Annotated in this window: 24 protein-coding genes and 1 tRNA gene; 13 read left to right on the top strand and 12 right to left on the bottom strand. The window is 64.0% G+C overall.

From position 1 onward, the window contains the following. Positions 1–49: 49 nt before the first annotated feature. Both mshD and ACX80T_RS07925 read right to left on the bottom strand, forming a co-directional pair. On the bottom strand, positions 50–1,111 hold the full coding sequence (gene mshD, locus ACX80T_RS07930; RefSeq protein ID WP_459304128.1) for a mycothiol synthase: 1,062 nt from the start codon (positions 1,109–1,111) through the stop codon (positions 50–52). Between the two features lie 240 nt (positions 1,112–1,351). Then, complete coding sequence (locus ACX80T_RS07925; RefSeq protein ID WP_024477494.1) at positions 1,352–2,053, bottom strand: winged helix-turn-helix transcriptional regulator; 702 nt, start codon at positions 2,051–2,053, stop codon at positions 1,352–1,354. A 181-nt stretch (positions 2,054–2,234) separates the two neighbouring features. Here ACX80T_RS07925 and ACX80T_RS07920 point away from each other — a divergent pair, with 181 nt between their 5' ends. From ACX80T_RS07920 to ACX80T_RS07905, 4 genes are all read left to right on the top strand, one after another. Next, positions 2,235–2,978 (top strand): hypothetical protein, encoded by a 744-nt coding sequence (locus ACX80T_RS07920; RefSeq protein WP_459304127.1) that lies wholly within the window; start codon positions 2,235–2,237, stop codon positions 2,976–2,978. A gap of 210 nt (positions 2,979–3,188) precedes the next feature. Further along, positions 3,189–3,788, top strand: coding sequence for a nitrobindin family protein (locus ACX80T_RS07915; RefSeq protein WP_459304126.1), 600 nt, complete (start codon positions 3,189–3,191; stop codon positions 3,786–3,788). 61 nt (positions 3,789–3,849) lie between these two features. Beyond that, positions 3,850–4,947, top strand: a complete 1,098-nt coding sequence (gene ygfZ / locus ACX80T_RS07910; protein WP_024477491.1) for a CAF17-like 4Fe-4S cluster assembly/insertion protein YgfZ — start codon at positions 3,850–3,852, stop codon at positions 4,945–4,947. Positions 4,948–4,949: 2 nt separating this feature from the next. Further along, positions 4,950–5,372: an ankyrin repeat domain-containing protein gene (locus ACX80T_RS07905; protein WP_024477490.1), complete on the top strand. Its 423-nt coding sequence runs from the start codon at positions 4,950–4,952 to the stop codon at positions 5,370–5,372. 12 nt (positions 5,373–5,384) lie between these two features. Here the strand turns inward: ACX80T_RS07905 and ACX80T_RS07900 are convergent, their stop codons facing one another. The 6 genes from ACX80T_RS07900 to ACX80T_RS07875 all read right to left on the bottom strand — a co-directional run bounded on the left by ACX80T_RS07900 (position 5,385) and on the right by ACX80T_RS07875 (position 11,104). After that, entirely contained in the window at positions 5,385–6,104 is a 720-nt protein-coding gene (locus ACX80T_RS07900; protein WP_024477489.1) for a GNAT family N-acetyltransferase, read from the bottom strand. Positions 6,105–6,114: 10 nt separating this feature from the next. Beyond that, a complete protein-coding gene (locus tag ACX80T_RS07895; protein WP_019483722.1) occupies positions 6,115–7,140 on the bottom strand; it encodes a 6-phosphofructokinase in 1,026 nt (341 codons plus the stop codon). 95 nt (positions 7,141–7,235) lie between these two features. Further along, entirely contained in the window at positions 7,236–7,949 is a 714-nt protein-coding gene (locus tag ACX80T_RS07890) for a response regulator (RefSeq protein WP_019483723.1), read from the bottom strand. After that, on the bottom strand, positions 7,946–9,229 hold the full coding sequence (locus ACX80T_RS07885) for a sensor histidine kinase (RefSeq protein ID WP_024477488.1): 1,284 nt from the start codon (positions 9,227–9,229) through the stop codon (positions 7,946–7,948). Before ACX80T_RS07885 ends, ACX80T_RS07890 begins: the two co-directional genes overlap by 4 nt. 43 nt (positions 9,230–9,272) lie before the next feature. Next, positions 9,273–10,130, bottom strand: a complete 858-nt coding sequence (locus tag ACX80T_RS07880; RefSeq protein WP_459304125.1) for an ABC transporter permease — start codon at positions 10,128–10,130, stop codon at positions 9,273–9,275. Further along, positions 10,127–11,104, bottom strand: a complete 978-nt coding sequence (locus ACX80T_RS07875) for an ABC transporter ATP-binding protein (RefSeq protein ID WP_459304124.1) — start codon at positions 11,102–11,104, stop codon at positions 10,127–10,129. Before ACX80T_RS07875 ends, ACX80T_RS07880 begins: the two co-directional genes overlap by 4 nt. 268 nt (positions 11,105–11,372) lie before the next feature. Here ACX80T_RS07875 and ACX80T_RS07870 point away from each other — a divergent pair, with 268 nt between their 5' ends. Next, complete coding sequence (locus ACX80T_RS07870; protein WP_459304123.1) at positions 11,373–13,091, top strand: HNH endonuclease signature motif containing protein; 1,719 nt, start codon at positions 11,373–11,375, stop codon at positions 13,089–13,091. A 62-nt stretch (positions 13,092–13,153) separates the two neighbouring features. Here the strand turns inward: ACX80T_RS07870 and ACX80T_RS07865 are convergent, their stop codons facing one another. The 3 genes from ACX80T_RS07865 to ACX80T_RS07855 are packed head-to-tail and all read right to left on the bottom strand — an operon-like array spanning position 13,154 to position 15,124. Beyond that, entirely contained in the window at positions 13,154–13,396 is a 243-nt protein-coding gene (locus ACX80T_RS07865; RefSeq protein WP_019481463.1) for a PspC domain-containing protein, read from the bottom strand. A 25-nt stretch (positions 13,397–13,421) separates the two neighbouring features. Next, the gene (locus ACX80T_RS07860; protein WP_019481464.1) at positions 13,422–13,655 is read right to left on the bottom strand and encodes a hypothetical protein; all 234 of its coding nucleotides are present in this window, start codon (positions 13,653–13,655) and stop codon (positions 13,422–13,424) included. After that, a complete protein-coding gene (locus ACX80T_RS07855) occupies positions 13,652–15,124 on the bottom strand; it encodes a PspC domain-containing protein (protein ID WP_459304122.1) in 1,473 nt (490 codons plus the stop codon). Before ACX80T_RS07855 ends, ACX80T_RS07860 begins: the two co-directional genes overlap by 4 nt. A gap of 124 nt (positions 15,125–15,248) precedes the next feature. Between ACX80T_RS07855 and ACX80T_RS07850 the strand changes: the two genes are divergently transcribed. Together ACX80T_RS07850 and ACX80T_RS07845 are read left to right on the top strand one after the other, a co-directional pair. Further along, positions 15,249–16,562, top strand: a complete 1,314-nt coding sequence (locus ACX80T_RS07850; RefSeq protein ID WP_459304121.1) for an ATP-binding protein — start codon at positions 15,249–15,251, stop codon at positions 16,560–16,562. Then, positions 16,559–17,218, top strand: a complete 660-nt coding sequence (locus ACX80T_RS07845; protein WP_459304120.1) for a LuxR C-terminal-related transcriptional regulator — start codon at positions 16,559–16,561, stop codon at positions 17,216–17,218. Before ACX80T_RS07850 ends, ACX80T_RS07845 begins: the two co-directional genes overlap by 4 nt. 53 nt (positions 17,219–17,271) lie before the next feature. Here the strand turns inward: ACX80T_RS07845 and ACX80T_RS07840 are convergent, their stop codons facing one another. After that, complete coding sequence (locus ACX80T_RS07840) at positions 17,272–18,519, bottom strand: pyridoxal phosphate-dependent aminotransferase (RefSeq protein WP_019481468.1); 1,248 nt, start codon at positions 18,517–18,519, stop codon at positions 17,272–17,274. Between the two features lie 248 nt (positions 18,520–18,767). On the opposite strand from ACX80T_RS07840, the gene ACX80T_RS07835 reads away from it, so the two are divergent. The 6 genes from ACX80T_RS07835 to ACX80T_RS07810 all read left to right on the top strand — a co-directional run bounded on the left by ACX80T_RS07835 (position 18,768) and on the right by ACX80T_RS07810 (position 22,733). Next, positions 18,768–18,840, top strand: a tRNA-Trp gene (locus ACX80T_RS07835). A 66-nt stretch (positions 18,841–18,906) separates the two neighbouring features. After that, entirely contained in the window at positions 18,907–19,164 is a 258-nt protein-coding gene (gene secE, locus ACX80T_RS07830) for a preprotein translocase subunit SecE (RefSeq protein ID WP_019481469.1), read from the top strand. 59 nt (positions 19,165–19,223) lie between these two features. After that, the gene (gene nusG / locus ACX80T_RS07825; protein ID WP_459304119.1) at positions 19,224–20,078 is read left to right on the top strand and encodes a transcription termination/antitermination protein NusG; all 855 of its coding nucleotides are present in this window, start codon (positions 19,224–19,226) and stop codon (positions 20,076–20,078) included. 122 nt (positions 20,079–20,200) lie between these two features. Continuing rightward, positions 20,201–20,632, top strand: coding sequence for a 50S ribosomal protein L11 (gene rplK, locus ACX80T_RS07820; RefSeq protein WP_024475782.1), 432 nt, complete (start codon positions 20,201–20,203; stop codon positions 20,630–20,632). Positions 20,633–20,784: 152 nt separating this feature from the next. After that, the gene (rplA, locus tag ACX80T_RS07815; protein ID WP_019481472.1) at positions 20,785–21,492 is read left to right on the top strand and encodes a 50S ribosomal protein L1; all 708 of its coding nucleotides are present in this window, start codon (positions 20,785–20,787) and stop codon (positions 21,490–21,492) included. Between the two features lie 149 nt (positions 21,493–21,641). Beyond that, positions 21,642–22,733, top strand: coding sequence for a GNAT family N-acetyltransferase (locus ACX80T_RS07810; RefSeq protein ID WP_459304118.1), 1,092 nt, complete (start codon positions 21,642–21,644; stop codon positions 22,731–22,733). Positions 22,734–22,995: the final 262 nt, after the last annotated feature.

The following is a 22,995-nucleotide window of genomic DNA, read 5'->3' as shown; positions in this document are numbered from 1 at the left end:
GCCTTGATCCACCCCTCTCTGGAGGGGTTTCACGGCATCAGGATCCACCTTACAAGCTTGCCCCGGAAACCTGCGGCGCGTACATGACGTCAACATCCCAGCGGGTGAATCCCAGCTTGCGGTAGAGGGCCACAGCGGCGGTGTTGTCGGCGTCGACATAAAGCATGATTGCCTGCAGGCCCTGGCGATGCAGGTGCTCGATTCCGGCGATAGTCAGTGCCTTCCCCAGGCCCATGCCCTGGGCATCGGGGGTGACGCCGACGACGTACACCTCACCCATCGCGGGGTGGTCACCCGAGCGTGGATGCACCTTGGTCCAGTGGAAACCCAGCAGCTGCCCGTCGGATTCACGGACCGCCAGCAGGAACCCTGCGGGGTCGAACCAGTCTTCGGCCATCCGCGCCTGGAGGTCTTCAAGCGTGGTTGAGCCCTGCTCGGCGTGATGGGCGAACGCCGCCCGGTTCGCCGCCAGCCATGCCGGCTCGTCGACGCCTGGCTGGAAGGCGCGGAGAACGACGCCGTCGGGCAGGGTGATCTGGTCGGCGGTGGGAGCCAGGACCGACTCCTCCAGTGCGGCCCGGGTCTGACGCATCCGCCACAGTTCCCGCACGGGCGCGAACCCATTCTTGGTGGCCAGGCTGACAGCCGCCGCGTGATTGCCGTGGGACCAGGCATGCAGATTCGGCAACCCGTGGGCCTGGACGGCGTCGGCCAGGGCGGTCCCGACTCCCTGGCTGCGGTAGGTCGGCCGGACCACAAGCTCGAGCACGCCCGGGTCGCCAGCTTCACCCTCATCGGCATTATCAGCGCCGGTCCCGGTGCGGGGCAGGCTCACCACCGCAACCCCGGCCAGTTCTTCGGTGTCGTGGGATGCCCCAGCCGGATCTCCGCCGGAAGAGTCGTCGTCGACCGCGTAGGTGGCGAAAACCAGCAGTGACCCCGGATGGGCACCCGCGGTTTTCAGGTTGACCAGGGTCTGCTCGGACAGAGGAGGGTTGCCGTCGGCCTCCGCGGCAGCCGCGGCGAGCCCGAGAATGTCCTGCAGGACCCGCGGGTCGGGAGCCCCAGCGGAATGGAGAATGGGCCAGGTGGGAACGTGGGCTGTGGTCATGATGCCAGCTTAACCCCCTGGTACCCCGTGCGTAGGGGAGGATTTTGGCCTGGAGCAGCCGGTGGGGTAATGTTGGGGATCGTTCACGGGGGATGCACCAGTGGGGTGCCCGCGATACGTTCGACCCGTATGTCCTCCACTTTGTAAGACAAAAGAAGTCCCACCGCCACGCAAGTGGGGGAGGGACTTCTTTCGTTAAGCGGCGTGTTTTGGGAAGCGTCTTCTGGAGGGAGGCAATCCTCAGGCGTCGACCGCTGGCCGGTCGTCGGTGGACCGGTTCAGCGTGAACCGGTACCCCACGTTGCGCACGGTCCCGATCAGTTGCTCATGGTCGGCGCCCAGTTTTGCCCGCAGCCGCCGCACATGAACGTCAACGGTACGAGTGCCGCCGTAATAGTCGTAGCCCCACACCTCGTGCAGTAGCTGATCGCGGGTGAACACCCTGCCCGGATGCTGCGCCAGGTACTTGAGCAACTCGAATTCCTTATAGGTCAGGTTCAACGGTTCCCCGCCGACCCGGGCGGTGTAGCTGGCCTCGTCAATGACGACGCCGGAGGCGCGGATCTCGCTGCTGCTTTCCGTCTCGGCGGCACTGGACCGCGCGATGACGAGGCGTAGCCTGGCCTCCACCTCAGCCGGACCGGCGGAGTCGAGGACGACCTCGTCAGCCAGCCAGTTCGCGGCGACGGCGGCCATCCCACCCTCGGTGAGCACCAGCATCAGCGGGGCACTCAGTCCGGTGGCTTTCAGCAGTTGGGTGAGCGATCTGGCCCCGACCATGTCTTTACGTGCGTCGACCATCACCACGTCGCAGGGCTCGGTTTCCAGCAATGCGGTCGGTTCGGCGGGCAGAATGTGGACCTTGTGGTTCAGCAATTCGAGCGCGGGAAGCACACCCACCGAGGATCCGGGGCTATTCGTCAACATCAAGATGTGCGGCATGTGTCCTCCATATATTTGGACGCGCATCATCGGGCGCTCTGGGTCGGGCGGCTGGTGAAGATCCTGACCGATCTCCACAGGTCAGCAGTCCTGTCAGATTTGGTTCAGTATACCGGGTGTGATGCGACCCACCCGGGACCCTCGTTTTCACTTGCCGGAGCGGTAAGGCAGTATTGCTGGGGTGAGAATATGGATGGTGGCCGCTGCAGCGGCAACAGCAGTCGTCTCGGTGGTGGCTGCGTCCTACGTCTCGTTAAGTGCTGTAGCAGCAGTGACTGCGGTCCTCATCCTCGTGGGAGCTATCGGCTGGCCTCATCTGCTGGGGGTCCCGGCCAAGAAAACCCAGTCAACGGTCATGGCCGCGAGTGCGCTGGCGGCTACGTCCGCCGCCTACACCGCCCCGGACAGCGAGTACATGCGGTGGATGCCTATCGCCGCTGCCCTCGGTCTAGGGGCTGTCTTCCTGATTCAGCTGTTCCGTGGAACCGGCCAAAGCCTTCGGCTGGAATCAACGCTCGGCGTCGGCGTGGGGGTCTTCCTGGTCTGCCTTGGGTCCGGCTGGGTGGCCGCTGACCAGTTGTCGGTCAATGCGGGAAACACCGGGATGATGCTGGTCACCGGGATCAGCGTCATGATTGCCCTGGCCGTGTCGCTACTGCCCTGGCCCGACCGGATTGTTGCGCCCCTGGGCACGGTCCTGGCCGCAACTGCCGGACCCCTGGGGGCCATTCTGTTCACCGATGTGCCCGGCCTCGCCGCAGGCATTGTGGGTGCGATCAGTGGAGCGGTCATTGTGTGCACCCGGCGTCTGCTCCTTGCCCGTGAAGCGCCACTGAACGTGGCAGCGGCCCTGTCCGTCGGCGTCGCACCCATTTTGGTGATCGGCTCGCTCGTCTACTTCCTGGAAAAGCTGCTCACCGCCTAACTTCTACCTCCGGCCGGCCCGCGCCGCACCGGAGCGCCGTTGGGGTCGAGAGCTGCCGATACGTCGCGTTAGGATGGACGCATGTCGATTCTTGCGCTTGAAATCTTCTTCATTGGACTGTTGGTACTCGCTTCGCTGGCGATGGCTGGGGTAGCAGCGCTGGTGATCACCCGCCTGTACAAGGGCCAAAAGTAAGGCTGCCCGCTCACCATGTCCTTTGAGATTCCCACGGACCTCACGCCCGAACTGGTGCCACTGTCCTGGTTGCTGGGTACCTGGAAGGGCTCTGGCCGTCTCGGCGAGGGTTCGTCCGAGTCCGAGCACTTCGAGCAGCTCGTCACTTTCACCCAGAATGGGCTCCCGTACCTGCGGTACACGGCGGAGAGCTGGCTCACCGACGAGCATGGCACCCGCCTGCGCCCGCTCTCAGTGGAAACCGGGTTTTGGGCGCTGGACCGCAAACTCAACGACGCCGACGGCGGGCCCGGGCTGGAACCAGCCGACATCGTCCCGGCGCTGAAGAGCGCCGAGGAGGTGGAGCAACTCCGCAACGCCGAAGACGGTTTCGATATCACCGCCACCATTGTGCACCCCGGAGGAATCGCCGAACTGTACTACGGGGTCATCAAGGGCCCACAGATTCGGCTCAGCACCGACCTGGTGATGCGGGGCCAGAACTCCAAGGAATACACGGCCGCCACACGCCTGTACGGACTTGTGGAGGGCGACCTGTATTGGCGCTGGGACGTCGCCGCCGACGGCCAGCCGCTGAAAGCCCACGCCTCCGCGATTCTCAAAAAAGAATCCTGACCAGTCGTGCTCCACGGCTGGCCAAGGAATACGGCCCGCCTAAGGATGCGTTAACATCACCATGACCTATCTCAGCCCGCTGCTCACCCGGCCCGGCGCCGTCGCCGCTGGCGCACCCGATCAGGGCACCGCATCCCACTACGGTGACCCCTTCAAGGAACAGCGCGCCCTCGCCCGTGGCACCGCCGTCGTCGACCTGTCCCACCGGGGCGTGGTCACGGTAACCGGCCCCGACCGCCTGAGCTGGTTGAACACCCTCTCTTCGCAACTCCTGTTGGGCCTGGAGCCCGGCAGCAGCTCCGAGACCCTCCTGTTGAGCGTGCAGGGCCGGATCGAATACAACGCCCGGGTGGTCGACGACGGAACCACTACCTGGCTGCTCGTCGAAGGCTTCGAAGCCGCAGGTATGGCCGCGTGGCTGAACCGGATGAAGTTCATGCTCCGGGTGGAAATCGCCGACGTGTCAGAGACCTGGGCGGTGCTGGGATCGGTGAAACCCATCGAGTTGCTGGTAGCACGCACCGTGTGGGTCGACCCGTGGCCGCGGGTCACGGAGGGCGGGTACGCCTATTCGGTGGTGACCGAGGAAGACCACCCCGGGCTGGAACGCCCCTGGTTCGAATACCTGATCCCGCAGGCCGAACTCGTTACCACCGTGGATGAACTCGCTGGGCACGGTCTGAGCCTGGCCGGCGCCATGGCTTCCGAGGCGCTGCGTGTCGCCGCGTGGCGTCCGCGGGCCGGCGCCGAGACCGATGAGAAGACGATTCCGCACGAACTGGACCTGATCCGGACCGCTGTTCATCTGAACAAGGGTTGCTATAAAGGTCAGGAAACCGTCGCCCGGGTGCACAACCTCGGACACCCACCACGCCGCCTCGTCTTCCTGCAGCTCGACGGCAGCCAGCACACCCTGCCCGCGGTGGGCAGCGCCGTCGTCGCCGGTGGACGCACCGTCGGCACGGTGACCTCTGTGGCACAGCACTACGAGATGGGCGCGGTAGCGCTCGCCGTCGTGAAACGTTCGGTCGATCCACTGGGTGAACTGGTGGTGCAGGACGGCGATGAGGTGTACGCCGCAGCGCAGGAAATCATTGTGGCGCCGGACGCGGGCCAGGTGGTGGGACGCGCCACCGGGTTCCTGAAAGGACGCCGGTAACGATGACGGACGCCAACACACCGGACACCAATTCACCGGACACCAGCGCGGATGAGGCCGTCGCACTGGCACACCAGCTGTTCGACGCCGCCCGTGCCGGCGACGCGGCGACCCTGAGCCGCTACCTGGACGCGGGGGTTCCCGTCACGCTGACCAACAGTGGCGGTGACAGTCTGCTCATGCTGGCTGCCTACCACGGGCACGCCAGCGTCGTGGCTGACCTTGCCCGCCGCGGGGTTGATGTCAACGCCGTCAACGACAAGGGTCAGACGCCACTGGCGGGTGTGGCTTTCAAGGGTTATGACGACGTCGCAGCGGTGCTGGTAGGTGCCGGGGCCGACCCCGACCGGGGCAATCCCACGGCACGACAGACGGCCCAGATGTTCAAGCGTCAGAACCTGCTGGAGCTGTTCGGCGGGCAGTAGCAACCGCCCTGTTTAGTGCCCGGTTGGTAGCAGCACGCTGGTTTGGCTGCCGCACGCGACGAAGCCTGACTTCAACGCCGTCCTGATCGAAGCGCTGTTATCCGTGCGTGCCCGCCACTGCGGAATCAGTCCCGCCGCCATGGCATCCTCAATCACCACCTTGGTGATGAAGGTGGCGTGGCCCTGACCGCGGTGACCCGGCGCGGCCAGCACCCCCAGATGGGCGAGGATGCCGCTCCAGATGTCGTACCCTGCGCCGGCGAACGGTGTGGGGGGAGCGGTCGAGTCGTCGACCAGGATGGTGCGGTGTTCCAGAGCGCTCAGACCCACTTCGGCGATGTCATCGGGCGGGCAAAGCCGCTCCAGCTCGACGGCGAACTCCAGCTCATCGCTCACTGCCACGTCGTCGCGGGGTTCGAGGGTCGGCAGGTTATCGCAAAAATACAGGCCAGCCGCTCCCAGACCACGGCCCCCCTGTTCTCTGGAGAGCCGGAGCAGGGTCGAGTGGCGGGCGAGCACATCGCCGTCGAGCTCTGCTGCTGCGTCGAGGGCCCAACCGGGCCCGACCAACGCTTCCTCGCCGAACAGCCGCACAAAGGTCAGCAGTTCGGCGTCGTCGTCCCGGCGGTAAACCCGTTCGCCAGCTGCCTCGGCGAACGCGGTGTCATCGAGTTTCAGCAGCCGAGACCATCCGAGCTGAATGATTGAGACGGTGCCGGGATCAAGTTCCATCTAGGCAACGTTAGCCGAAGAGGATGGCTGCCTCGTCGTACCGGTGCTGGGGGACCACCTTGAGGTTACCCAAAGCGGCCGCGAAGCCCACCCGCGCAATTTCCGTTCCCTTGAGTGAGACCATGGTGCCCCAGGCTTCGTCCACCACCGAGTCAACGGCAGCCATGCCGAGACGCGTCGCGAGGACCCGGTCGAACGCCGAGGGAACCCCGCCGCGCTGGATATGACCCAGCACCGTGGCGCGGGTTTCGATTCCGGTACGGGATTCGATTTCCGGGGCCAGCTGATCGGCGATCCCGCCGAGGCGCGGCCGCCCGAAGGTGTCGAGGCCACGTTCGGAGTGGGCCTGGTCCAGGTGCGCCGGGACAAAACCTTCGGCCACCACCACAAGGGGCGCACGACCACGGTGATTGGCCTCGGTGACCCACTCGGCGATCTGCTCCAGGCTGGTCTGCTGCTCAGGGATGAGGATGGCGTGGGCGCCGGACGCCATCCCGGCGTGCAGGGCAATCCACCCTACGTGGCGTCCCATCACCTCGGCCACCATGCAGCGGCTGTGCGACTCCCCGGTCGTCCGGAGCCGGTCGATAGCCTCAGTGGCGATCTGCACGGCGGTGTCAAAGCCGAAGGTGTAGTCGGTGGCGTCGAGATCGTTGTCGACGGTCTTGGGCACGCCGACAATTTTCAGGCCGGCATCGGTAAGCCGATTCGCGGCGGCAAGTGTTCCTTCGCCGCCGATCACGATCATCGCGTCTATACCCAGCCGTTCGAGGGTGGCCTTGATGGCGTCGGGTCCGCCGTTGCCCTCGAAAGGGTTGGTGCGGGAGGTTCCCAGAATGGTGCCACCCTGTTTGGAGATGCCCCGGACGGCCTGACGGGGGAGCTCGATGATGTCGCCCTCCACCACACCACGCCAGCCGTCACGGAATCCGACAAATTCCAGGTCGTGGGTCTTGATGCCGTTGAGGACTGCTCCACGGATCACGGCGTTGAGTCCAGGACAGTCGCCACCGCTGGTGAGTATTCCGATTTTCATGTGGAGCTGGGTCCTTGCAGGTTGAAGAGGTAGAAAGGTCAGAGCGCCCCATTGAGCTCAGCTATGATTCTAAACACATTTTCGGAGCAAGACCGCTATCGGGAACCCGGTGTGTGCCCGTTCAGGATGCCACGTTCCATCGCCACCACGACCGCCCGCGTTCGATCATCGACGTCCAGTTTGGCGAAGATCCGCAGCAGATGGGTCTTCACGGTGGTTTCGGCAATGTAGAGCTTCGCGGCGATATCCGGGTTACTCAGCCCCTGGGCGACGCACTGGAGCACCTCCCGTTCCCGCGGCGACATGCGCGGTCGCTCTGGCGCCCTCAGCCGTGACACCAATTTCGCCGCAATCGGCGGCGCGAGAACTGTTTCCCCACGGGCCGCCGCGAACACCGCACTGATGATGGTTTCACCCGGGGTGTCTTTCAGCAGGTAACCGACCGCGCCGGCCTCGACGGCCCGCACAATGTCGGAGTCGCCGTCGTAGGTGGTAAGCACCAATACTTTGACCCCGGGCTGGCTCGCCAGGATGCGGGCGGTAGCGTCCGCCCCATCCAGGAGCGGCATCCGCAGGTCCATGAGGACGACGTCGGGCACGACGTCGGTCGCGGCGGCCACTGCTTCCTCCCCGTTGGCTGCTTCGGCGGCGACCACAATCCGGGGATCGGTGGAGAGCAGGTTAATCAGCCCGGCGCGCACCACCGGATGGTCATCAACCACAAGAATTCGGACCGTATCCGCGTCGGCACTGTGGGCGGGGGAGTTGGGTGAGGTGGAACTGCTGCTGCGCGGCTGGGCAGGAGTCATTGAGCCTCAACCCGTTCCGGCTGGTTCTGCGCCGCAGCAGGCGGGGCCGCAACGGTGCTCTGGTGATCTTCGACGGGCACCACCATGTGGAGGACGCATCCCTCTCCGTTGGCCGAGCTGATACTGAGAGTCCCCCCAATCTCGCCGAGCCGTGCGCTGATGGATTTCAGCCCGTAGCCGGAGGTATCCAGGTCCGGGTCGAACCCTCCGCCGTCATCGCTGACGGTCAGGACCAGATGAGATCCCGAGTGTTCGAGTTTCAGCTGGGACCGGGAAGCCGAAGCATGCCGCCGGACATTGGTGAGTGCCTCCTGTGCCGAGCGGAGGAGCGCGATTTGCTGGTTCGAGGTCAGGTGCGGCAGGGCATCGGGCAGCGTCGAGGAGGTGTCACAGCCCGCTGATGTCGCCGCCGAGGCAAGCCTGTCCAGTGCCCCCAGCAGGTCTCCGCCCTGCAGCTGGGACGGCCCGGTCGACGCAATCAGGGACCGGGCTTCCTGTAGGTTGTCACGTGCGGTGGTATTGATGGCGTCCAGCCGTGCCACCAGGTCCTGGGCGGCGCCGTCGTCCAATCGGGTGCTGCGCAGCTGTGCGAGCGCTGCTTCGGACAGCATCACCACCGAAGTGAAGCCCTGGGCGAGGGTGTCATGAATTTCACGGGACATCCGTTCCCGCTCCGCCATGGCGCCCTGCCGCTGGTCGGCGAGTTGGAGTTCGGTCCGGGCGGCCTCCAGCTCGGCGAGGAGCTGCGCACGGTCCTCGCTCTGGTCAATGATCTTGTAGATCCACAGTCCCAGCATCGTTGAGGCCAGGAAGGACAGGCCGGCTTGCAGTCCGATTCCGAGGAGGTCTTCGGGGGACCCGCCGAACCGGACAAGCTGCCCCGTTGCCACCGCGACGCAGATGGCTGCCGTGCTGATGAGCCCTGCACGCGCCGTGCTGGAGAACATCCAGATCTGCGGAAACGCCACGAAGAGGAGTACAGCTCCGGAGCCTGGGAGGAAGGCCAGAAATCCGACCACCAGGATGAGGAGGATCACGTAGGCCGTAGGACGCCACGTCCCCAAATGTTGCTGGCGGGTCAGGAAGGGGTACGTGGCCGCCAACACCCCCAGAGCACTGAGGGTCACCGCCATGATCGTGGGGTTCGGCTCCCCGTTGAGAACCACGAGGACCACCACAACTAATGCTGTGTAGAACCCGATGTGCCACCACTTCATCCCGTGGATCCACACCGAGTTCTCCGGCAGGAGCCGGTCGGTGCGCTCGGGTTTGGTGTTCATGCCAACACCCTACGTCCGGTGAGGTGCCGCGGCCCACAAATTCTCACTTCTGCGGTGGCCATTTGAAGGTGAGCCGGGTCAGAATCAGCCCGACCACCAGCCAAAGACCAATCACCATGGCTGACATGCCCAACGCCCAGGTCTGGCCGGGCTCAGCCAGTTCAAACTGTTCGGGCAGGAACACGCTGCGCAGGCCACTGGCAGTCCAGCGTAGTGGCGTCAGGTTGGCCGCCTGTTGCAGCCACTCTGGGAGACCCGTGAACTGGAAATAGACACCCGAGATGAAGGACAGGATGAGGACCGGCATCACTGCCAGAGTCGAAGCACTTTCAGCCGATTTGGCGATGCACGCGAAGGCTGTCCCCACGACCGCCCAGGCGGCAGTGGCGCCCAGTAGCAGCCAGGCTACGGTTAGCCAGGCGCCCCAGGTGGTGGGGAGGTCGATGCCGAGGAAGAGAGTGCTGCCGATCACGAGGATGATTGACTGCCCGACAATCAGGTACAGGGTGACACCCATTTTGCCGATGAAATAGGACAGCATGGGTAGCGGGGTTCCAGCGAGCCGTTTGATCCCGCCGTTGAACCGGTCGGCTGCCACATAGCCGCTGAGGTTCTGGAAGCCGCTGAGGATTGTGCCGAGCGCCAGCATCCCCGGGAAGTAGTACTGTGCCATCGTGACTTTTGCCTCGGGTGGGCCCACTGAGGGGTCGTTGCCGAACACGGTCCCGAAGAGCGCCATCATGACGATCGGGAAGAACAGGATCAGGATTAACGACAGCCCGTCCCGGTTGAAGGCTTTGATCTCGGTGACGGCCCGGCGTCCGCCGAGGGCAAGGGTGCTGGGCCGCCAGGCTGCGTTGTGTGCAGCGCCGGTCTGCTTGCCGGCGTTCAGGGTGGTCATGCCTGTTCTCCTTCGGGTGAGGTCAGCGGGTCAGCGGTCGTGGTGGTTACGGTGTCGGCGTCGTGCTGGCGCAGAAGTTCTAGGTAGACATCCTCGAGGCTGGGCCGGATAACCTCCAGATCGGTCGGTTCCCAGGAGCCTCCCTCGGTGAGTTGGTGGATCAGGGCACCGGGGGAGGTGGTGGCCTTTTCGTGCTGGCCGTCGTCGTCCCTCCACCGCACTCGGGGGATTCTGAGGTCCGGGCCTCCCACGCTGTCGGCGGTGCCGGTGGCGATGACCCGTCCGGACGCGATGATGCCGAGCCGGTCGGAGAGGTGCTGGGCTTCGTCCAGGTAATGGGTGGTGAGCACAATTGTGGTTCCATCCTTGCCAAGGCCCCGGATCAGGTCCCAGAACCGGCGGCGGGCGGCAGGGTCGAAGCCGGTGGTGGGCTCGTCGAGAAACAGCAGTTCCGGGTTGCCGATCATGCCCAGGGCCACGTCAACCCGTCGGCGCTGACCACCGGAGAGGGACTTGATGAGGGCCCCGGCCTTCTCCTCGATCCCCACAGCAACCATCACTTCATCAACGCGGCGCGGGTTGGGATAGAGGGCGGCAGCGTCTTTGAGTGCCTCGGCGACCTTCAGTGTGCCCATATCGGTGGCTTCCTGCAGCACAATGCCGATGCGTGAGCGGAACAAAGCCGGCGCCTTGTACGGGTTCTGTCCCAGGACGGTGACAGTGCCGGATGTTGGTTTGCGGTGGCCTTCAAGAATCTCGATCGTGGTGCTTTTTCCGGCACCGTTGGGTCCCAACAGGGCATAGGTTTCGCCGGTCTCAATGGTCAGCGACAGCTTGTCGACGGCGACTAGATCACCCTTCTTCGCCTGCCGGTAAGACTTCGTCAGGGAGTCGACGACGACGGCGCTCGCCGGATCGGGCGGGGGTGCGGAACCTGGTGTTTCGGTGCGGCTGGACGCAGTTGACTGTTTCATAACACCAGCGTGTCACCGGGGCCAGCCCGGCGACAGATCCGGTAGGACGAGTGATCCTGTCCTGCTACAGCAGGACACGAACATCAGCTGGCCCGGGGCGGGCAGGCCCCCGGGCCGGGGCGCCTTCGATGCGCATCCCGCCCTTGGCCGGGAAAGGTTGAGCGTTTATCAGAGGCGGGTTCTCTGGTCTGAAAAATAGTTGAAAAAGATTTTCTGGTGGCCCTGAATCGGCCCCTGTTTTGTCAGTGCCCGATGATGGAATGGAGGTATGGAAAGCAATACAGCTTCTTCTACCGGATCGGGACTCTTCCCCGAGCCGGGCCCGGATTCCGGTCCGGATTCCGGGTCAGCGAACAGGTCCCCGGGCGCTTCAGGGTGTGCGGGTGCTGCGGGGGCTTCGGGTGCTTCGAGGATCCCGGGTGGGTATGGTGCCGGCGGGCCCCTGGGCGAGGGCTCGACCTGGACGGCACCGAAGGCATCCACCGATCCCACCGATCCCCCCGGTCCCACTGATCCTCTTGATCCGGCTGCCGAGGGTGGCCCGGCGTCGCTGCCGGCGTTGTCTGGTCAGGTGTCGGTCGCGGCGATGGTGACGTTGAACGCTGGCCAGACCATGAACCTACTCAAGACGCTGTCGGTGTTGCGGTCCTGGGTCGACGCGCAGGAAGCCAAAGCGGCCACCCACCTTCATGACGTGATAACCGAGGAACATTCGTGGGCCGAAGACCAGGACCACACTCACGCCCTGGCTGCGTCGGAGATCGGTGCGGCCCTGCGCCTGCCGGAGCGCACTGCTGGTTCTCTGCTTGACCATAGTGAGCTGCTGGTCCGCGATTACCGGGCCACCCTGACCGCGTTGGAGAATGGCAGGTTATCGCGCCGTCACGCGTGGGCGGTGGTCGGGGAAGCGATCGGTATTCCGGATACCGTTCCCGCCGTGATGGCCGCATTCGAGGCCCAGCTCATCGGTCTGGCCTGCAAGACCACGGTGGCGAAGTTTTACCGCCAGGCCCAACGGTTACGTGACATCTTCCACCCAGAATCGATCACCCTGCGGCACCGGAAGGCGCTCCAGGACCGTCGAGTGTATCTGGACCCGGCGCAGGACGGGATGGCCTGGCTCCAAGCCTTCCTGCCCACCGAACAAGCTGCCGGGATCTTCCACCGCGTCGACACCGCAGCCCGTAACCTGCAAGGCCCCGACGAGGACCGGACCCTCACCCAGTTACGCGCCGACGTCCTCGTGGATGTCCTCACCAGCGCCGGACCCACCGGACACATGAGTGAAGCACCCGACCCAGCTGGCCCAGCTGGTCCTGGTGCTGCCGCTGGGACCGAACCTGATACTGCCGCTGGGCCCGGCCCGGGTGCTGACCGGGCCGGGCCGGGAACAGCGGACCCCGTATCCCGGACGAACAGCGGATCCAGTCAGCGGCGAGAGAGCCGCGGGGCTAGTCAGTCGGGGGAGGCCAGCACGTATTGGGGTGTGCAGGCGAAGGTGTTCGTCACCGTCCCGGTGATGACTCTCCTCGGCGGGGATACCCCGGGTGAGTTGGAAGGCTACGGTCCGATTGATCCCGAGACGGCACGGAAACTCGCCGGGCACGCACCATCGTTCACCAGGATCCTCACCCACCCCTTTACCGGGGCCAGGCTGGGCGCTGATGCGACCACGTATCGGGTCCCGCAGGACCTGAAGGATGCGGTCCGGGTCAGGGACGGGACGTGTCGGCATCCGGGATGTAACCGGTTGGCGGTGTTCTGCGAACTCGACCACACCACCCCCTGGTCCCAAGGCGGCAAAACGTCCTACGGGAATCTGGCGTCCCTGTGTAAACGTCACCACATGTTCAAAACCGAAGGCTACTGGCACTACCAACAACCCGACCCCGGGACGATCATCGCGATCTCACCACTCGGCGAAACCTACCTCACCCGACCAGACCCACCACCAGCACCACGGCCGGAAACCCCACCGCCATTCTGAGCAGTGTCTGCCTAGATGCACCCCGCTGCTGCGGGGCGCCCCCTACTTCACTACGGCGTTCGTTACCGGCTGGCGATGATCTTCTGCAACGCTACGGTGCCGTCCGTCTTGGGAAGGAGCAGCCACGCCACGAAGTACATCGGGATGCTGATGAACGGCAGGAGGAAACTCAGGAGGATGCCGATCCGGACGTACGCGACTGGCCAGTTGAACTGCAGTGCGATGCCGGAAGCAATCCCGCCGAGCCACCCGCCCGGGGCACGCTTGATGGGTGATTTACGGAGAATATCGAAGAATTTGTCCATGATTTAGGCTAACCCGTTTCGGTAGTCAGTGGTGGTTGGATTTGCGTCCGGTCATTGAGATCAGACCGCCGACCACGAGGGCCACCCCGGTGCCGACCAGTAAACCGATCAGCACCAGACCGGTGTCCAGGTTGATGTCAACAAGTTGAGACAGCAGCACCAGAATTCCCACCGCGATCGCTATCAGCCCCCAGACCACGGTGCCGGCGCGGACTGATTTCCCGCCGTCGTTCTTGGCAGTGTACCCAGTGGTGCTCATCGCGAGATGCCTCCTACGTTTTCAAGTTCGGTTTGGGTGGCGGCCACCGTGGTGTGGCTCATGGCGCCGCGGATTTCGAGGATGATCCTCGGTCCGGAGGCGTCCTGGTTCAAATCGATCTGCGCGGGATGCCACATGCCGCCAGCCGTCGCTTCCTGGCCGTTATCCACGGTGCTGAGAGCTCCGAGAGCGATTGAGGAGCGCACCTCAACCGGGACGTCGTCGGGAATCAGGATGCCCACATTTCCTGCGAGGCTGTTCACTGGGACCACCAGATCTTCGTCGAGGTTGGCCAGGTTGCTGAGATCAACGGTGCCCTGACCCGCAACCACGGTGTATCCGTCGCTGGCAGGTCTCTCGGTGGTGGGACTCCAGGCGGCACTGCTGCCGATCGTGAGAGCTCCCGTGCCTAGGGTTGAGCCGGTCACCACTGCTGCCGCCATGCCGACTGCAGCCATGAAGCCGAGGAAGCCTGAGGTGCGGCCGCGGAGACCCAGCGTCACGATGCCCAATCCGAGCAGGATCAGGCCAGCGGCGATCGCAACCGGGATCGCTGAGTTGCCCAGGCTGAAAATTCCGGTGTAGTCGAGGACCAGGACGGCGCCGACGGCGATGAGTGCGCCACCCAGATAGAGAGCCAATTCGGCGCCGCTCGGCTTGGGGACCGGAGGTTTCTGCGGCACAGGCGGTCTCTGCCTGGGAGCCGGGAGCGGTGGCAGCTCACTGTACAGAGGTGGTGGGGTTAGGGTGCCCGGCGGTCGGGACGTGCCAGGTTTGTCGGTGGCGACAGTGTGAGTCGAGCTGGTGTGGGCCCCGGCGGGTGGCGCGCTTGCAGTCCCTGGGGCGTCCGTCTTCTTGTTCGACATAGTGACCACCACATAAATCCCGAAGATAACGGCGCCGATCCAGAAGATGGTCCAGAAAAATGCACCACCACCACCGTCGTCGACGAAGAACGGAAAGTTGGGGCGGCCGATTCCCACAACCGTCAGGATCAGGGCGCCGGTCATGCCTGAGGTCCAGCTGCCCCGCGCCGCGGATTCGAGGTGGATGCGTCCGTCTGGTTCGGGCAGCAGCGCCCACGCGAGGCCGTACAGCAGGACTCCCACGCCGCCGAAGATTGCCAGCAGGATAAACCCGCCCCGGATGAGGACCGGGTCCAGGCCGGTCCGGACCGCGATACCGCTGGCGACCCCGCCGATCCAGCGGTCCTGACCCCTGACGATGCCAAGGCCACGAAGCCAGCCAAAGAAGTTGGTGGAGGCTGCTGGGGGTGTGTCGGCCCGAGGCGTCCCCCCGGGAGCGCTGACTGGGTCAGGCATGCCGTTGACGGCGGGAGGAGCCTCGCCTGCGGGCTGGTCCCGGGGGCTGAAGTCCTGACCGTGTCCGGCAGCCGGCTCCACGGGATCGGGTGTTGCTTCAATCGGAGGGTTATCCGAGTGGTCGTTCGGGTCCTGATGCGGGTTCATACCTCAATCCTGTCGGCAGGGGAACAGAGTTTCTATCGGGGGCTACCCTGACCTGTCCCTGAGGGGCACCTGACTTTCCCTGAATCCCGCACCAGTCGGCCCGGGATCGTGTTTGGATTGGGTCATGAGACCAGCCCTGCTTCGCTCCAACGACGCGATGATCGCCGGTGTGTGCGCGGGACTTGCCGCCCACCTCGGCATCACGGTCAACGTGGCACGGATCGCCATGGTGGGCCTGGCATTTGCCGGCGGGGCAGGGATCTTCCTCTATGGCTGGTTGTGGGTGCTGGTCCCCACCCTGGAGGAACAACTCCGGCGGGCCCCCACCCCAGTGGGCCCCCGCCTCACCTTCCCGACGTCCCAGGGGGCTGCCGGTGGGGCCACCAGCAGCTTCGTAGGGAGTTCCGCAAGCCCAATGGTGAGCCCGACGGCGGATCCCTCGGCTGGGTCGCGCGGCAGCACTCAATCCCTCATCGGTAAACGCGAAGTCCTGCTCGGCACTGCACTTTTGCTGGTGGCGGCAGTGGCGATTGCCCAGCAGCTTGGCGCCAACCTGCCGCTCGACACCCTGCTGCCGGTCGGTGTGGTGGTGGCCGGGGCAGTACTGGCCTGGACCCAACTGGACGAGACACGCCGTGCTGGCCTGATGAACCGTGCCGGGGTATCGCAGGCCGGAGGCCTGGCCCGACTGGTAGCCGGCCTGCTGTTGGTGACTGTTGGAGTGCTGATCATGGTTTCCGGGTCCATCTCCTGGGAACTCACCTGGTCAACACTGATAGCCACGGGAGCGGTGCTGGCTGGGGTCTTTCTGGTGTTGGCCCCGTGGGGGCTGAAGTTCTGGCGGGATCTCGAAACCGAAAGATCGGGGCGGGCCAGAGAAACTGAACGGGCCGAAATCGCCGCCCACCTCCATGATTCGGTGCTGCAGACCCTCGCGCTGATCCAGAACCGGGCGGGCTCCGAACAGGATGTGGTCCGGCTGGCCCGAGCGCAGGAACGTGAGTTGCGAAACTGGCTGTACGCCGATGCCACCCAGCAGTCTGGAAACCTGGCGGAGCGGATCCGCGCCCTCGCCGCCGAGATCGAGGATAGCTACGGCACTCCCATCGACGTAGTGGTTGTGGGGGACGCTGAACTCTCCGCGCGGCAGGAGATTCTGGCGCAGGCAGCCCGCGAGGCGGTGCTCAACGCCGCGAAACACGCGGGGGGCAACATTTCCGTGTACCTGGAGGCCGGCCTGACCGGATCGACGATCTTCGTCAGGGATCGGGGCAGCGGGTTCGATCCGGAGACCATTCCGGAGGATCGGATGGGGATCCGCGTCTCCCTGTATAGCCGGATGGACCGACACGGAGGTGAGGTGTCCATCCGCAGTAACTCGGAAGGCACCGAGGTTAAGCTGGTGATGCCAGAAAAGGAAGCAGACGGTGCGCAGTGAATGATCCCCAGCAGCCAATCACGGTGGTCGTGGTTGATGACCACGCCATCTTCCGATCCGGTCTTCGCGCCGACCTCGACAGCCGAATCACAGTTCTTGCAGAAGCCGCCGGAGTAGCTGAAGCCCTTGCTGCCATCCACGAGCACCGGCCGCAGGTGGTGCTCCTGGATGTGCACCTGCCGGGCGGTTCCGGCGGCGGCGGTGCCGAGGTTATCGCGGGCTGTACTGGCCTGCTCGCGGGCACGCGGTTCCTGGCGCTGAGCGTGTCAGACGCGGCAGAGGACGTGGTGACTGTGATCCGTGCCGGTGCCAGGGGATATGTCACCAAGACCATTTCCGGCCCCGAGATTTCCGAAGCCGTGCTGAGGGTTGCCTCCGGGGACGCTGTGTTCTCGCCGCGGCTGGCCGGTTTTGTCCTTGACGCCTTCGGCACCGCGGCAGTCGCCTCGGTGGATAGCGAACTGGACCGGCTTTCGGCCCGCGAACTCGAAGTGATGCGCCTCATCGCCCGCGGCTACAGCTACAAAGAGGTTGCCAAGGAGCTGTTCATCTCCATCAAGACGGTCGAAACGCACGTATCGGCGGTGCTTCGGAAGCTCCAGCTGTCCTCCCGGCATGAACTCACCCGGTGGGCCGCCGAACGGCGGCTCCTCTAGCGCCCGGGCGGCTGGCCGGGAGGACACTGTGCAAACTACTGCGCCGTCGTTAATTACTGCGCCGTGGCGAGGAACTCCTGCAGGCGACCGACGCCGGTGGCGAGGTCAGCATCACCCAAGGCATAGGACAGCCGAAGGTACCCACTGGGGCCGAACGCTTCACCCGGCACCACCGCCACCTCGACCTTGTCCAGAATTAGCGCGGCCAGCTCAGCTGAGGTCGCTGGCCGAATCCCTCCCAGTTCGCGACCCAGCAGAGACCGAACGTCAGCGTAGGCATAGAAGGCGCCTTTGGGGACCGGGCACTCGATGCCGTCGATCGCGTTCAGCCCCTCCACCATCGCAATCCGCCGTCGGTCAAACGCCACCTTCATCTCGTTAACTGCTGTCAACGGGCCGGACACTGCGGCCAAGGCCGCCATCTGGGGTACGTTCGAGACATTGGACGTGGCATGGGACTGCAGGTTGGTGGCGGCCTTCACCACGTCCTTCGGACCGATCATCCAGCCCACCCGCCAGCCGGTCATGGCGTAGGTCTTTGCGACGCCGTTGAGGATCACCATTCGGTCGCCAATTGCAGGTGACGCAGTGGCAATGGAGGTGAACGGGACGCCGTCGTACGTGAGGTGCTCGTAGATTTCGTCGGTAACCACCCACAGGTCATGCCCCGCAGCCCAATCGCCGATTTCCTTCACCTGGTCCGGGCTGTAAACCGCTCCGGTGGGGTTGGATGGGGAAACAAACAGCAGAATTTTGGTGCGCGGGGTCAGCGCAGCTTCCAACTGGTCGACGGTCACCAGGTAGCCCTGCTCGGGTCCGGCAAACACCTCCACCGGAACTCCGCCAGCCAACCGGATTGCCTCGGGGTAGGTGGTCCAGAACGGTGTGGGAACCAGAACCTCGTCTCCGGGATCGAGCAAGGTGGCGAAGGATTCATAGACGGCCTGCTTGCCACCGTTGGTGACAAGCACCTGGGCCGGATCAACCGTGTAGCCCGAGTCCCTCAGCGTCTTCTCGGCGATGGCCTGCTTCAGTTCGGGAAGCCCCCCTGCAGGCGAGTACCTGTGGAAACGGGGCTGCCGTGCCGCGTCGATCGCCGCTTCCACAATGTAGTCGGGTGTAGGAAAATCGGGTTCGCCAGCACCAAACCCAATTACCGGACGGCCGGCGGCCTTAAGCGCCTTCGCCTTGGCATCGACAGCGAGTGTCGCCGATTCAGCGATGGCGGCAATTCGCTTCGAGATCCGCCGTCGTGGCTCGTTCGGGGCGTCCTGCGTCTGGGCGTCAGGGGTGGCAGTCATGGTGTTCCCTTAGAGTTGGTGGTGCAGTGGACTGTGACGTGATTCCAGCTTAGGCCGAAGACGCCGTCCGGCCACGTTACTGTCGCACAACTCAGCCTTTTTCGGGCACTTCTAGCGGTCCAGCCGGTTCGCCGGGTCTTCCGGTTCGACGCCGGGGCGGACATTGCGTAGACTTATTCCTCGGTGTTGAAATCGCCATGATGGTTCGTGCCTGCGTTAGCGTAGTCGGATCGGCGGAATCAATCCATAGGGTAGTGGCGCAATTGGTAGCGCAGCGGTCTCCAAAACCGCAGGTTGCAGGTTCGAGTCCTGTCTGCCCTGCGCATTCGACGTAGCAAGAGAGTCCTCACGGACTACAGAAACCGACACAAATGGAAGAGGTTGAAGGTGACCGAAACGGCTGCGGGCAGCCCCCAGGGTGGCCCTTCCGAGAAGAACACTCCCAAGCGGGGTTTCTTCGGCCGAATCATCCTCTTCGTGCGGCAGGTTGTCTCTGAGCTCAAGAAGGTAGTTGTACCGACCCGCAGGGAACTCGTGCGGTACACCATCACCGTGATGGTCTTCGTGATCATCATGATGCTGATTGTGACCGCCCTGGACTTCCTGTTCGGGACGGCTGCGGTATGGGTCTTCGGCGGCGCATAGCGAGACCCGCGCGGTAATGCAGTAAACAAGCTGAAGAATTTTAGAAAGCAGGCAGCTAGGTGTCCGAGCAAGAACTCGAACGGCAGATCACTTCTGTTGAGGATGATCTGGAGAACGAGGATCAGGTAGCTGATTCCGGAGTCGAAGCGACCCCGGCTGACAGCGATGCCTCGGCCGACGGCGAGACCGAGTCCCCAGTGGAACCTTTCGAAGGCGAATCTGAAGAATCCACCGAGACCGCAGAATCCACCGATGTCGAAACCGACGTCGACGATTCCGAGCCAGCCGCCGACGAGGATGCCGCTCCGGCGGAAGATCCGGTGGCACTTTTCAAGGCGCAGCTCCGCCGGCAGGAGGGTGACTGGTATGTCATCCACTCCTATGCCGGTTACGAGAACCGCGTGAAAGCGAACCTCGAGACTCGTATCCAGACCCTGGACATGGAAGAGCACATCTTCGAAATCCAGGTGCCGATGGAGGAAGTGGTGGAGATCAAGAACACCACCCGCAAAATCGTCAACCGGGTCCGTATTCCCGGTTACGTGCTCGTCCGCATGGACCTCACCGACGCATCGTGGGGTGCCGTCCGGCACACCCCGGGAGTCACCGGCTTTGTGGGTAACGCCCACAACCCGGTGCCACTGAGCCTCGGCGAAGTGTTCTCCATGCTCGAGCACACAGTGGTCCACACCGATCCTGAATCGGGCAAGCCAGCGAAGAACCAGCTCACCCCAGCGACGGTCAACTTCGAAGTAGGCGAGCCGGTCACGGTCAACGAGGGCCCATTCGAGACCCTGCAGGCGACAATTTCCGAGATCAAACCGGAGTCCCAGCAGCTGGTTGTTCTGGTATCGATCTTCGAGCGCGAAACCCCGGTGACGCTCTCGTTCAGCCAGGTCACCAAGCTGCAGTAATCAAGCTTCGTACCGCCCGGGCCGGCTTAGCCCAGGTGGTGCGGTAGGTCATCACGCCATGGTGACCAACAACCCATGGGACGCTCCTGTCCTGTGGACGTAATGTGAAAGAAGGACCCTTCATGGCCCCCAAGAAAAAGGTCACCGGCCTGATCAAGTTGCAGATCAATGCGGGCGCCGCTAACCCGGCACCACCCATTGGCCCAGCACTTGGCCAGCACGGCGTCAACATTATGGAATTCTGCAAGGCGTACAACGCTGCAACAGAATCCCAGCGCGGAAACGTCATCCCCGTTGAAATCACCGTGTATGAGGATCGCTCATTCACGTTCATCACCAAGACCCCTCCAGCTGCCGAGCTCATCAAGAAGGCTGCCGGAGTTGCCAAGGGTTCCGCAACGCCGCACACCGTCAAGGTTGCCAAGCTGAGCAAGGACCAGGTCAACGAGATCGCCACCATGAAAATGGAAGACCTCAACGCCAACGATGTCGAGGCAGCAGCCAAGATCATCGCCGGTACCGCCCGCTCAATGGGTATCACGGTAGAAGGCTAAAGCCTTTCACCCACCGCTCGGCGAAGCGATTCACCGTGCACCTCACAAAGAAAACGTAGACGCGAGAACCGCCAACTTGGCGGAATCGAGCGTCGGAGTGTGGCAGGGCCCGCGCGGTCCGCAGACCACAACTGCATAAGGAGAAAAAGCAGATGGCAAAGCGCAGCAAAGCATATAAGGCGGCCGAAGCCAAGATCGAGGCAGACAAGCAGTACGCCCCGCTCGAGGCAGTAGTTCTGGCCAAGGAAACCAACCCCTCAACCTTCGACGCCACCGTCGAGGTAGCGTTCCGGTTGGGTGTTGACCCTCGCAAGGCTGACCAGATGGTCCGCGGCACGGTCAACCTCCCGCACGGCACCGGCAAGACCAAGCGCGTCCTGGTCTTCGCAACGGGTGAAAAGGCAGAAGCGGCAATTGCTGCAGGCGCCGACTTCGTTGGTTCCGACGACATGATCGAGAAGGTTGCAGCCGGCTGGGTCGATTTCGACGCCGCCGTCGCCACCCCTGACCTCATGGGCAAGGTTGGCCGTCTGGGTAAGGTGCTGGGTCCCCGTAACCTGATGCCAAACCCGAAGACCGGCACCGTAACCGCCGACGTCACGAAGGCTGTTACAGACATCAAGGGTGGCAAGATCGACTTCCGCGTCGACAAGCACTCCAACCTGCACTTCATCATCGGCAAAGTGTCGTTCGATGTGCAGAAGCTCGCCGAGAACTACGCGGTCGCTCTGGAAGAGGTGCTTCGTTTGAAGCCTTCAGCTTCCAAGGGTCGCTACATCCAGAAGGCCACGGTATCCACTACCTTCGGTCCAGGCATCACCGTTGACCCAAGCGTCACCAAGGTTCTGGCCGACGCCTAGGCAGTTCGAACGCCGTCGGGCACAGTTTCTGAGCTAGACAGCCGAAGGGACGCAGCATAACGCTGCGTCCCTTCGTCGTTTAACCGTCGATTTCAGTCGGTTTGGAATTAGTGATTGGCAGTTCTCAATCACTCGGTTAGACTTCCGATATGAAAACCTCTGCCACCACCATTGAAGTCCTTACCCGACCGGCGTCGCTCGACCATGCTGGCGGAGCCGACTTCGTCGCGGCAGCTGAGTTAAGCAACCTGGTTGAGCGGGTCCTCTGGGGCAACGACGACCACTACTACAGTCCACAGGCGCGGTACGAGTCCTCACAGCCGAACGACTACGAGGAACGTGTGACGTTCGTGGCGCGCGACGGCGTCGTCGTCGTCGGGAAAGCCGTCATCGACATTCCCCTCATCGATAACCTTGGCACGTGCTACGTCTTCGTCGCAGTCCATCCTGATTACCGCAGACAGGGCATCGGTGCGCGGCTCTACCGTGCCCTGGAAGATCACGCGCGGGAGATCGGCAGAACGATCATCATGGCCTGGGCCGACGAGCCCGCCGGATTCGACGCCAGTCCAGTCAACGTGCTGGTCCCTGCGACGGGTGCGGGCGCCTTCCCGCGGCACTGCGCGACGACGGCGCTTGCCCTCCGTAACGGTTTCCAGCTGGCGCAGATCGATCGGTGTAGCGTCTTGCATCTGGACGGGTCACTTCCGCGGGCCGACGCGCTGGCCCGGACCGCCCAGAAGACAGCAGGTCAGGATTACGAGCTGGTGCAGTGGCGGGACCGCTGCCCCGAAGACCTCGTGGAGCAATACGCCCTGCTGCGCCAGACGATGAGCACGGACGTGCCGATGGGGGATCTGGACTGGGAAGAGGAAGTCTGGAATGCCGGACGGATCAGGGAGGGCGAAGACCGCCTGCTTCGCTCCGGTGGCCATTCGCTGGTCCGGGCGGTCCGGCATTGTCCCACCGGACTGCTCGCGGGCCACACCATCCTGGAGTACCAGCCGGAGAAGCCGGAAGTGGTGTCCCAGGACGACACCCTGGTGTTGCGTAACCATCGAGGGCATCGACTCGGTATGTGGTTGAAGGCAGCGAATTTGCTGTCCGTACCCTCCGTCTGGCCCGAGGCAAAGCGGGTCTACACCTGGAACGCGGAGGAGAATGCGCACATGCTCGCGGTGAACGTGGAACTGGGTTTCGTGCCCGCGGGGTACACCGCCGCGTGGCAAAAGAAGGGTTGACGCTAAGGACAACAGTGGCTGCACTGCGTCCGGCGGCGCAGGAAAGTGGCTGGGCTGCGGAAAAGTGGTGGCCCGACCGCTGTCCTGCGGGTGGGCCACTATTCCGGGGGCGGGCTGGCAGGAAAGTGGCTGCACCGCGTCCGGCCGGGTGGAAACGCGACTGCCCTTCGCCCGGCGGCGCAGAAAAGTGGCCGCCCTGCGGAAGAGTGGTGGCCCAACCGCTGCCCTGCGGGTGGGCCACTATTCCGGGGGAGGGCTGGCA

Source organism: Arthrobacter sp. Sr33, from assembly GCF_054511195.1.
The sequence above is the reverse complement of the archived record's forward strand: the minus strand, read 5'-3'. Positions and strand labels throughout refer to the sequence as shown.

Bases quoted from the DNA above. Each gene is read 5' to 3' on its own strand.
- mshD (WP_459304128.1), bottom strand. From the start codon at position 1,111: ATGACCACAGCCCACGTTCCCACCTGGCCCATTCTCCATTCCGCTGGG.
- ACX80T_RS07925 (WP_024477494.1), bottom strand. From the start codon at position 2,053: ATGCCGCACATCTTGATGTTGACGAATAGCCCCGGATCCTCGGTGGGT.
- ACX80T_RS07915 (WP_459304126.1), top strand. From the start codon at position 3,189: ATGTCCTTTGAGATTCCCACGGACCTCACGCCCGAACTGGTGCCACTG.
- ygfZ (WP_024477491.1), top strand. From the start codon at position 3,850: ATGACCTATCTCAGCCCGCTGCTCACCCGGCCCGGCGCCGTCGCCGCT.
- ACX80T_RS07905 (WP_024477490.1), top strand. From the start codon at position 4,950: ATGACGGACGCCAACACACCGGACACCAATTCACCGGACACCAGCGCG.
- ACX80T_RS07900 (WP_024477489.1), bottom strand. From the start codon at position 6,104: ATGGAACTTGATCCCGGCACCGTCTCAATCATTCAGCTCGGATGGTCT.
- ACX80T_RS07895 (WP_019483722.1), bottom strand. From the start codon at position 7,140: ATGAAAATCGGAATACTCACCAGCGGTGGCGACTGTCCTGGACTCAAC.
- ACX80T_RS07890 (WP_019483723.1), bottom strand. From the start codon at position 7,949: ATGACTCCTGCCCAGCCGCGCAGCAGCAGTTCCACCTCACCCAACTCC.
- ACX80T_RS07885 (WP_024477488.1), bottom strand. From the start codon at position 9,229: ATGAACACCAAACCCGAGCGCACCGACCGGCTCCTGCCGGAGAACTCG.
- ACX80T_RS07880 (WP_459304125.1), bottom strand. From the start codon at position 10,130: ATGACCACCCTGAACGCCGGCAAGCAGACCGGCGCTGCACACAACGCA.
- ACX80T_RS07875 (WP_459304124.1), bottom strand. From the start codon at position 11,104: ATGAAACAGTCAACTGCGTCCAGCCGCACCGAAACACCAGGTTCCGCA.
- ACX80T_RS07870 (WP_459304123.1), top strand. From the start codon at position 11,373: ATGGAAAGCAATACAGCTTCTTCTACCGGATCGGGACTCTTCCCCGAG.
- ACX80T_RS07865 (WP_019481463.1), bottom strand. From the start codon at position 13,396: ATGGACAAATTCTTCGATATTCTCCGTAAATCACCCATCAAGCGTGCC.
- ACX80T_RS07860 (WP_019481464.1), bottom strand. From the start codon at position 13,655: ATGAGCACCACTGGGTACACTGCCAAGAACGACGGCGGGAAATCAGTC.
- ACX80T_RS07855 (WP_459304122.1), bottom strand. From the start codon at position 15,124: ATGAACCCGCATCAGGACCCGAACGACCACTCGGATAACCCTCCGATT.
- ACX80T_RS07850 (WP_459304121.1), top strand. From the start codon at position 15,249: ATGAGACCAGCCCTGCTTCGCTCCAACGACGCGATGATCGCCGGTGTG.
- ACX80T_RS07840 (WP_019481468.1), bottom strand. From the start codon at position 18,519: ATGACTGCCACCCCTGACGCCCAGACGCAGGACGCCCCGAACGAGCCA.
- rplK (WP_024475782.1), top strand. From the start codon at position 20,201: ATGGCCCCCAAGAAAAAGGTCACCGGCCTGATCAAGTTGCAGATCAAT.
- rplA (WP_019481472.1), top strand. From the start codon at position 20,785: ATGGCAAAGCGCAGCAAAGCATATAAGGCGGCCGAAGCCAAGATCGAG.
- ACX80T_RS07810 (WP_459304118.1), top strand. From the start codon at position 21,642: ATGAAAACCTCTGCCACCACCATTGAAGTCCTTACCCGACCGGCGTCG.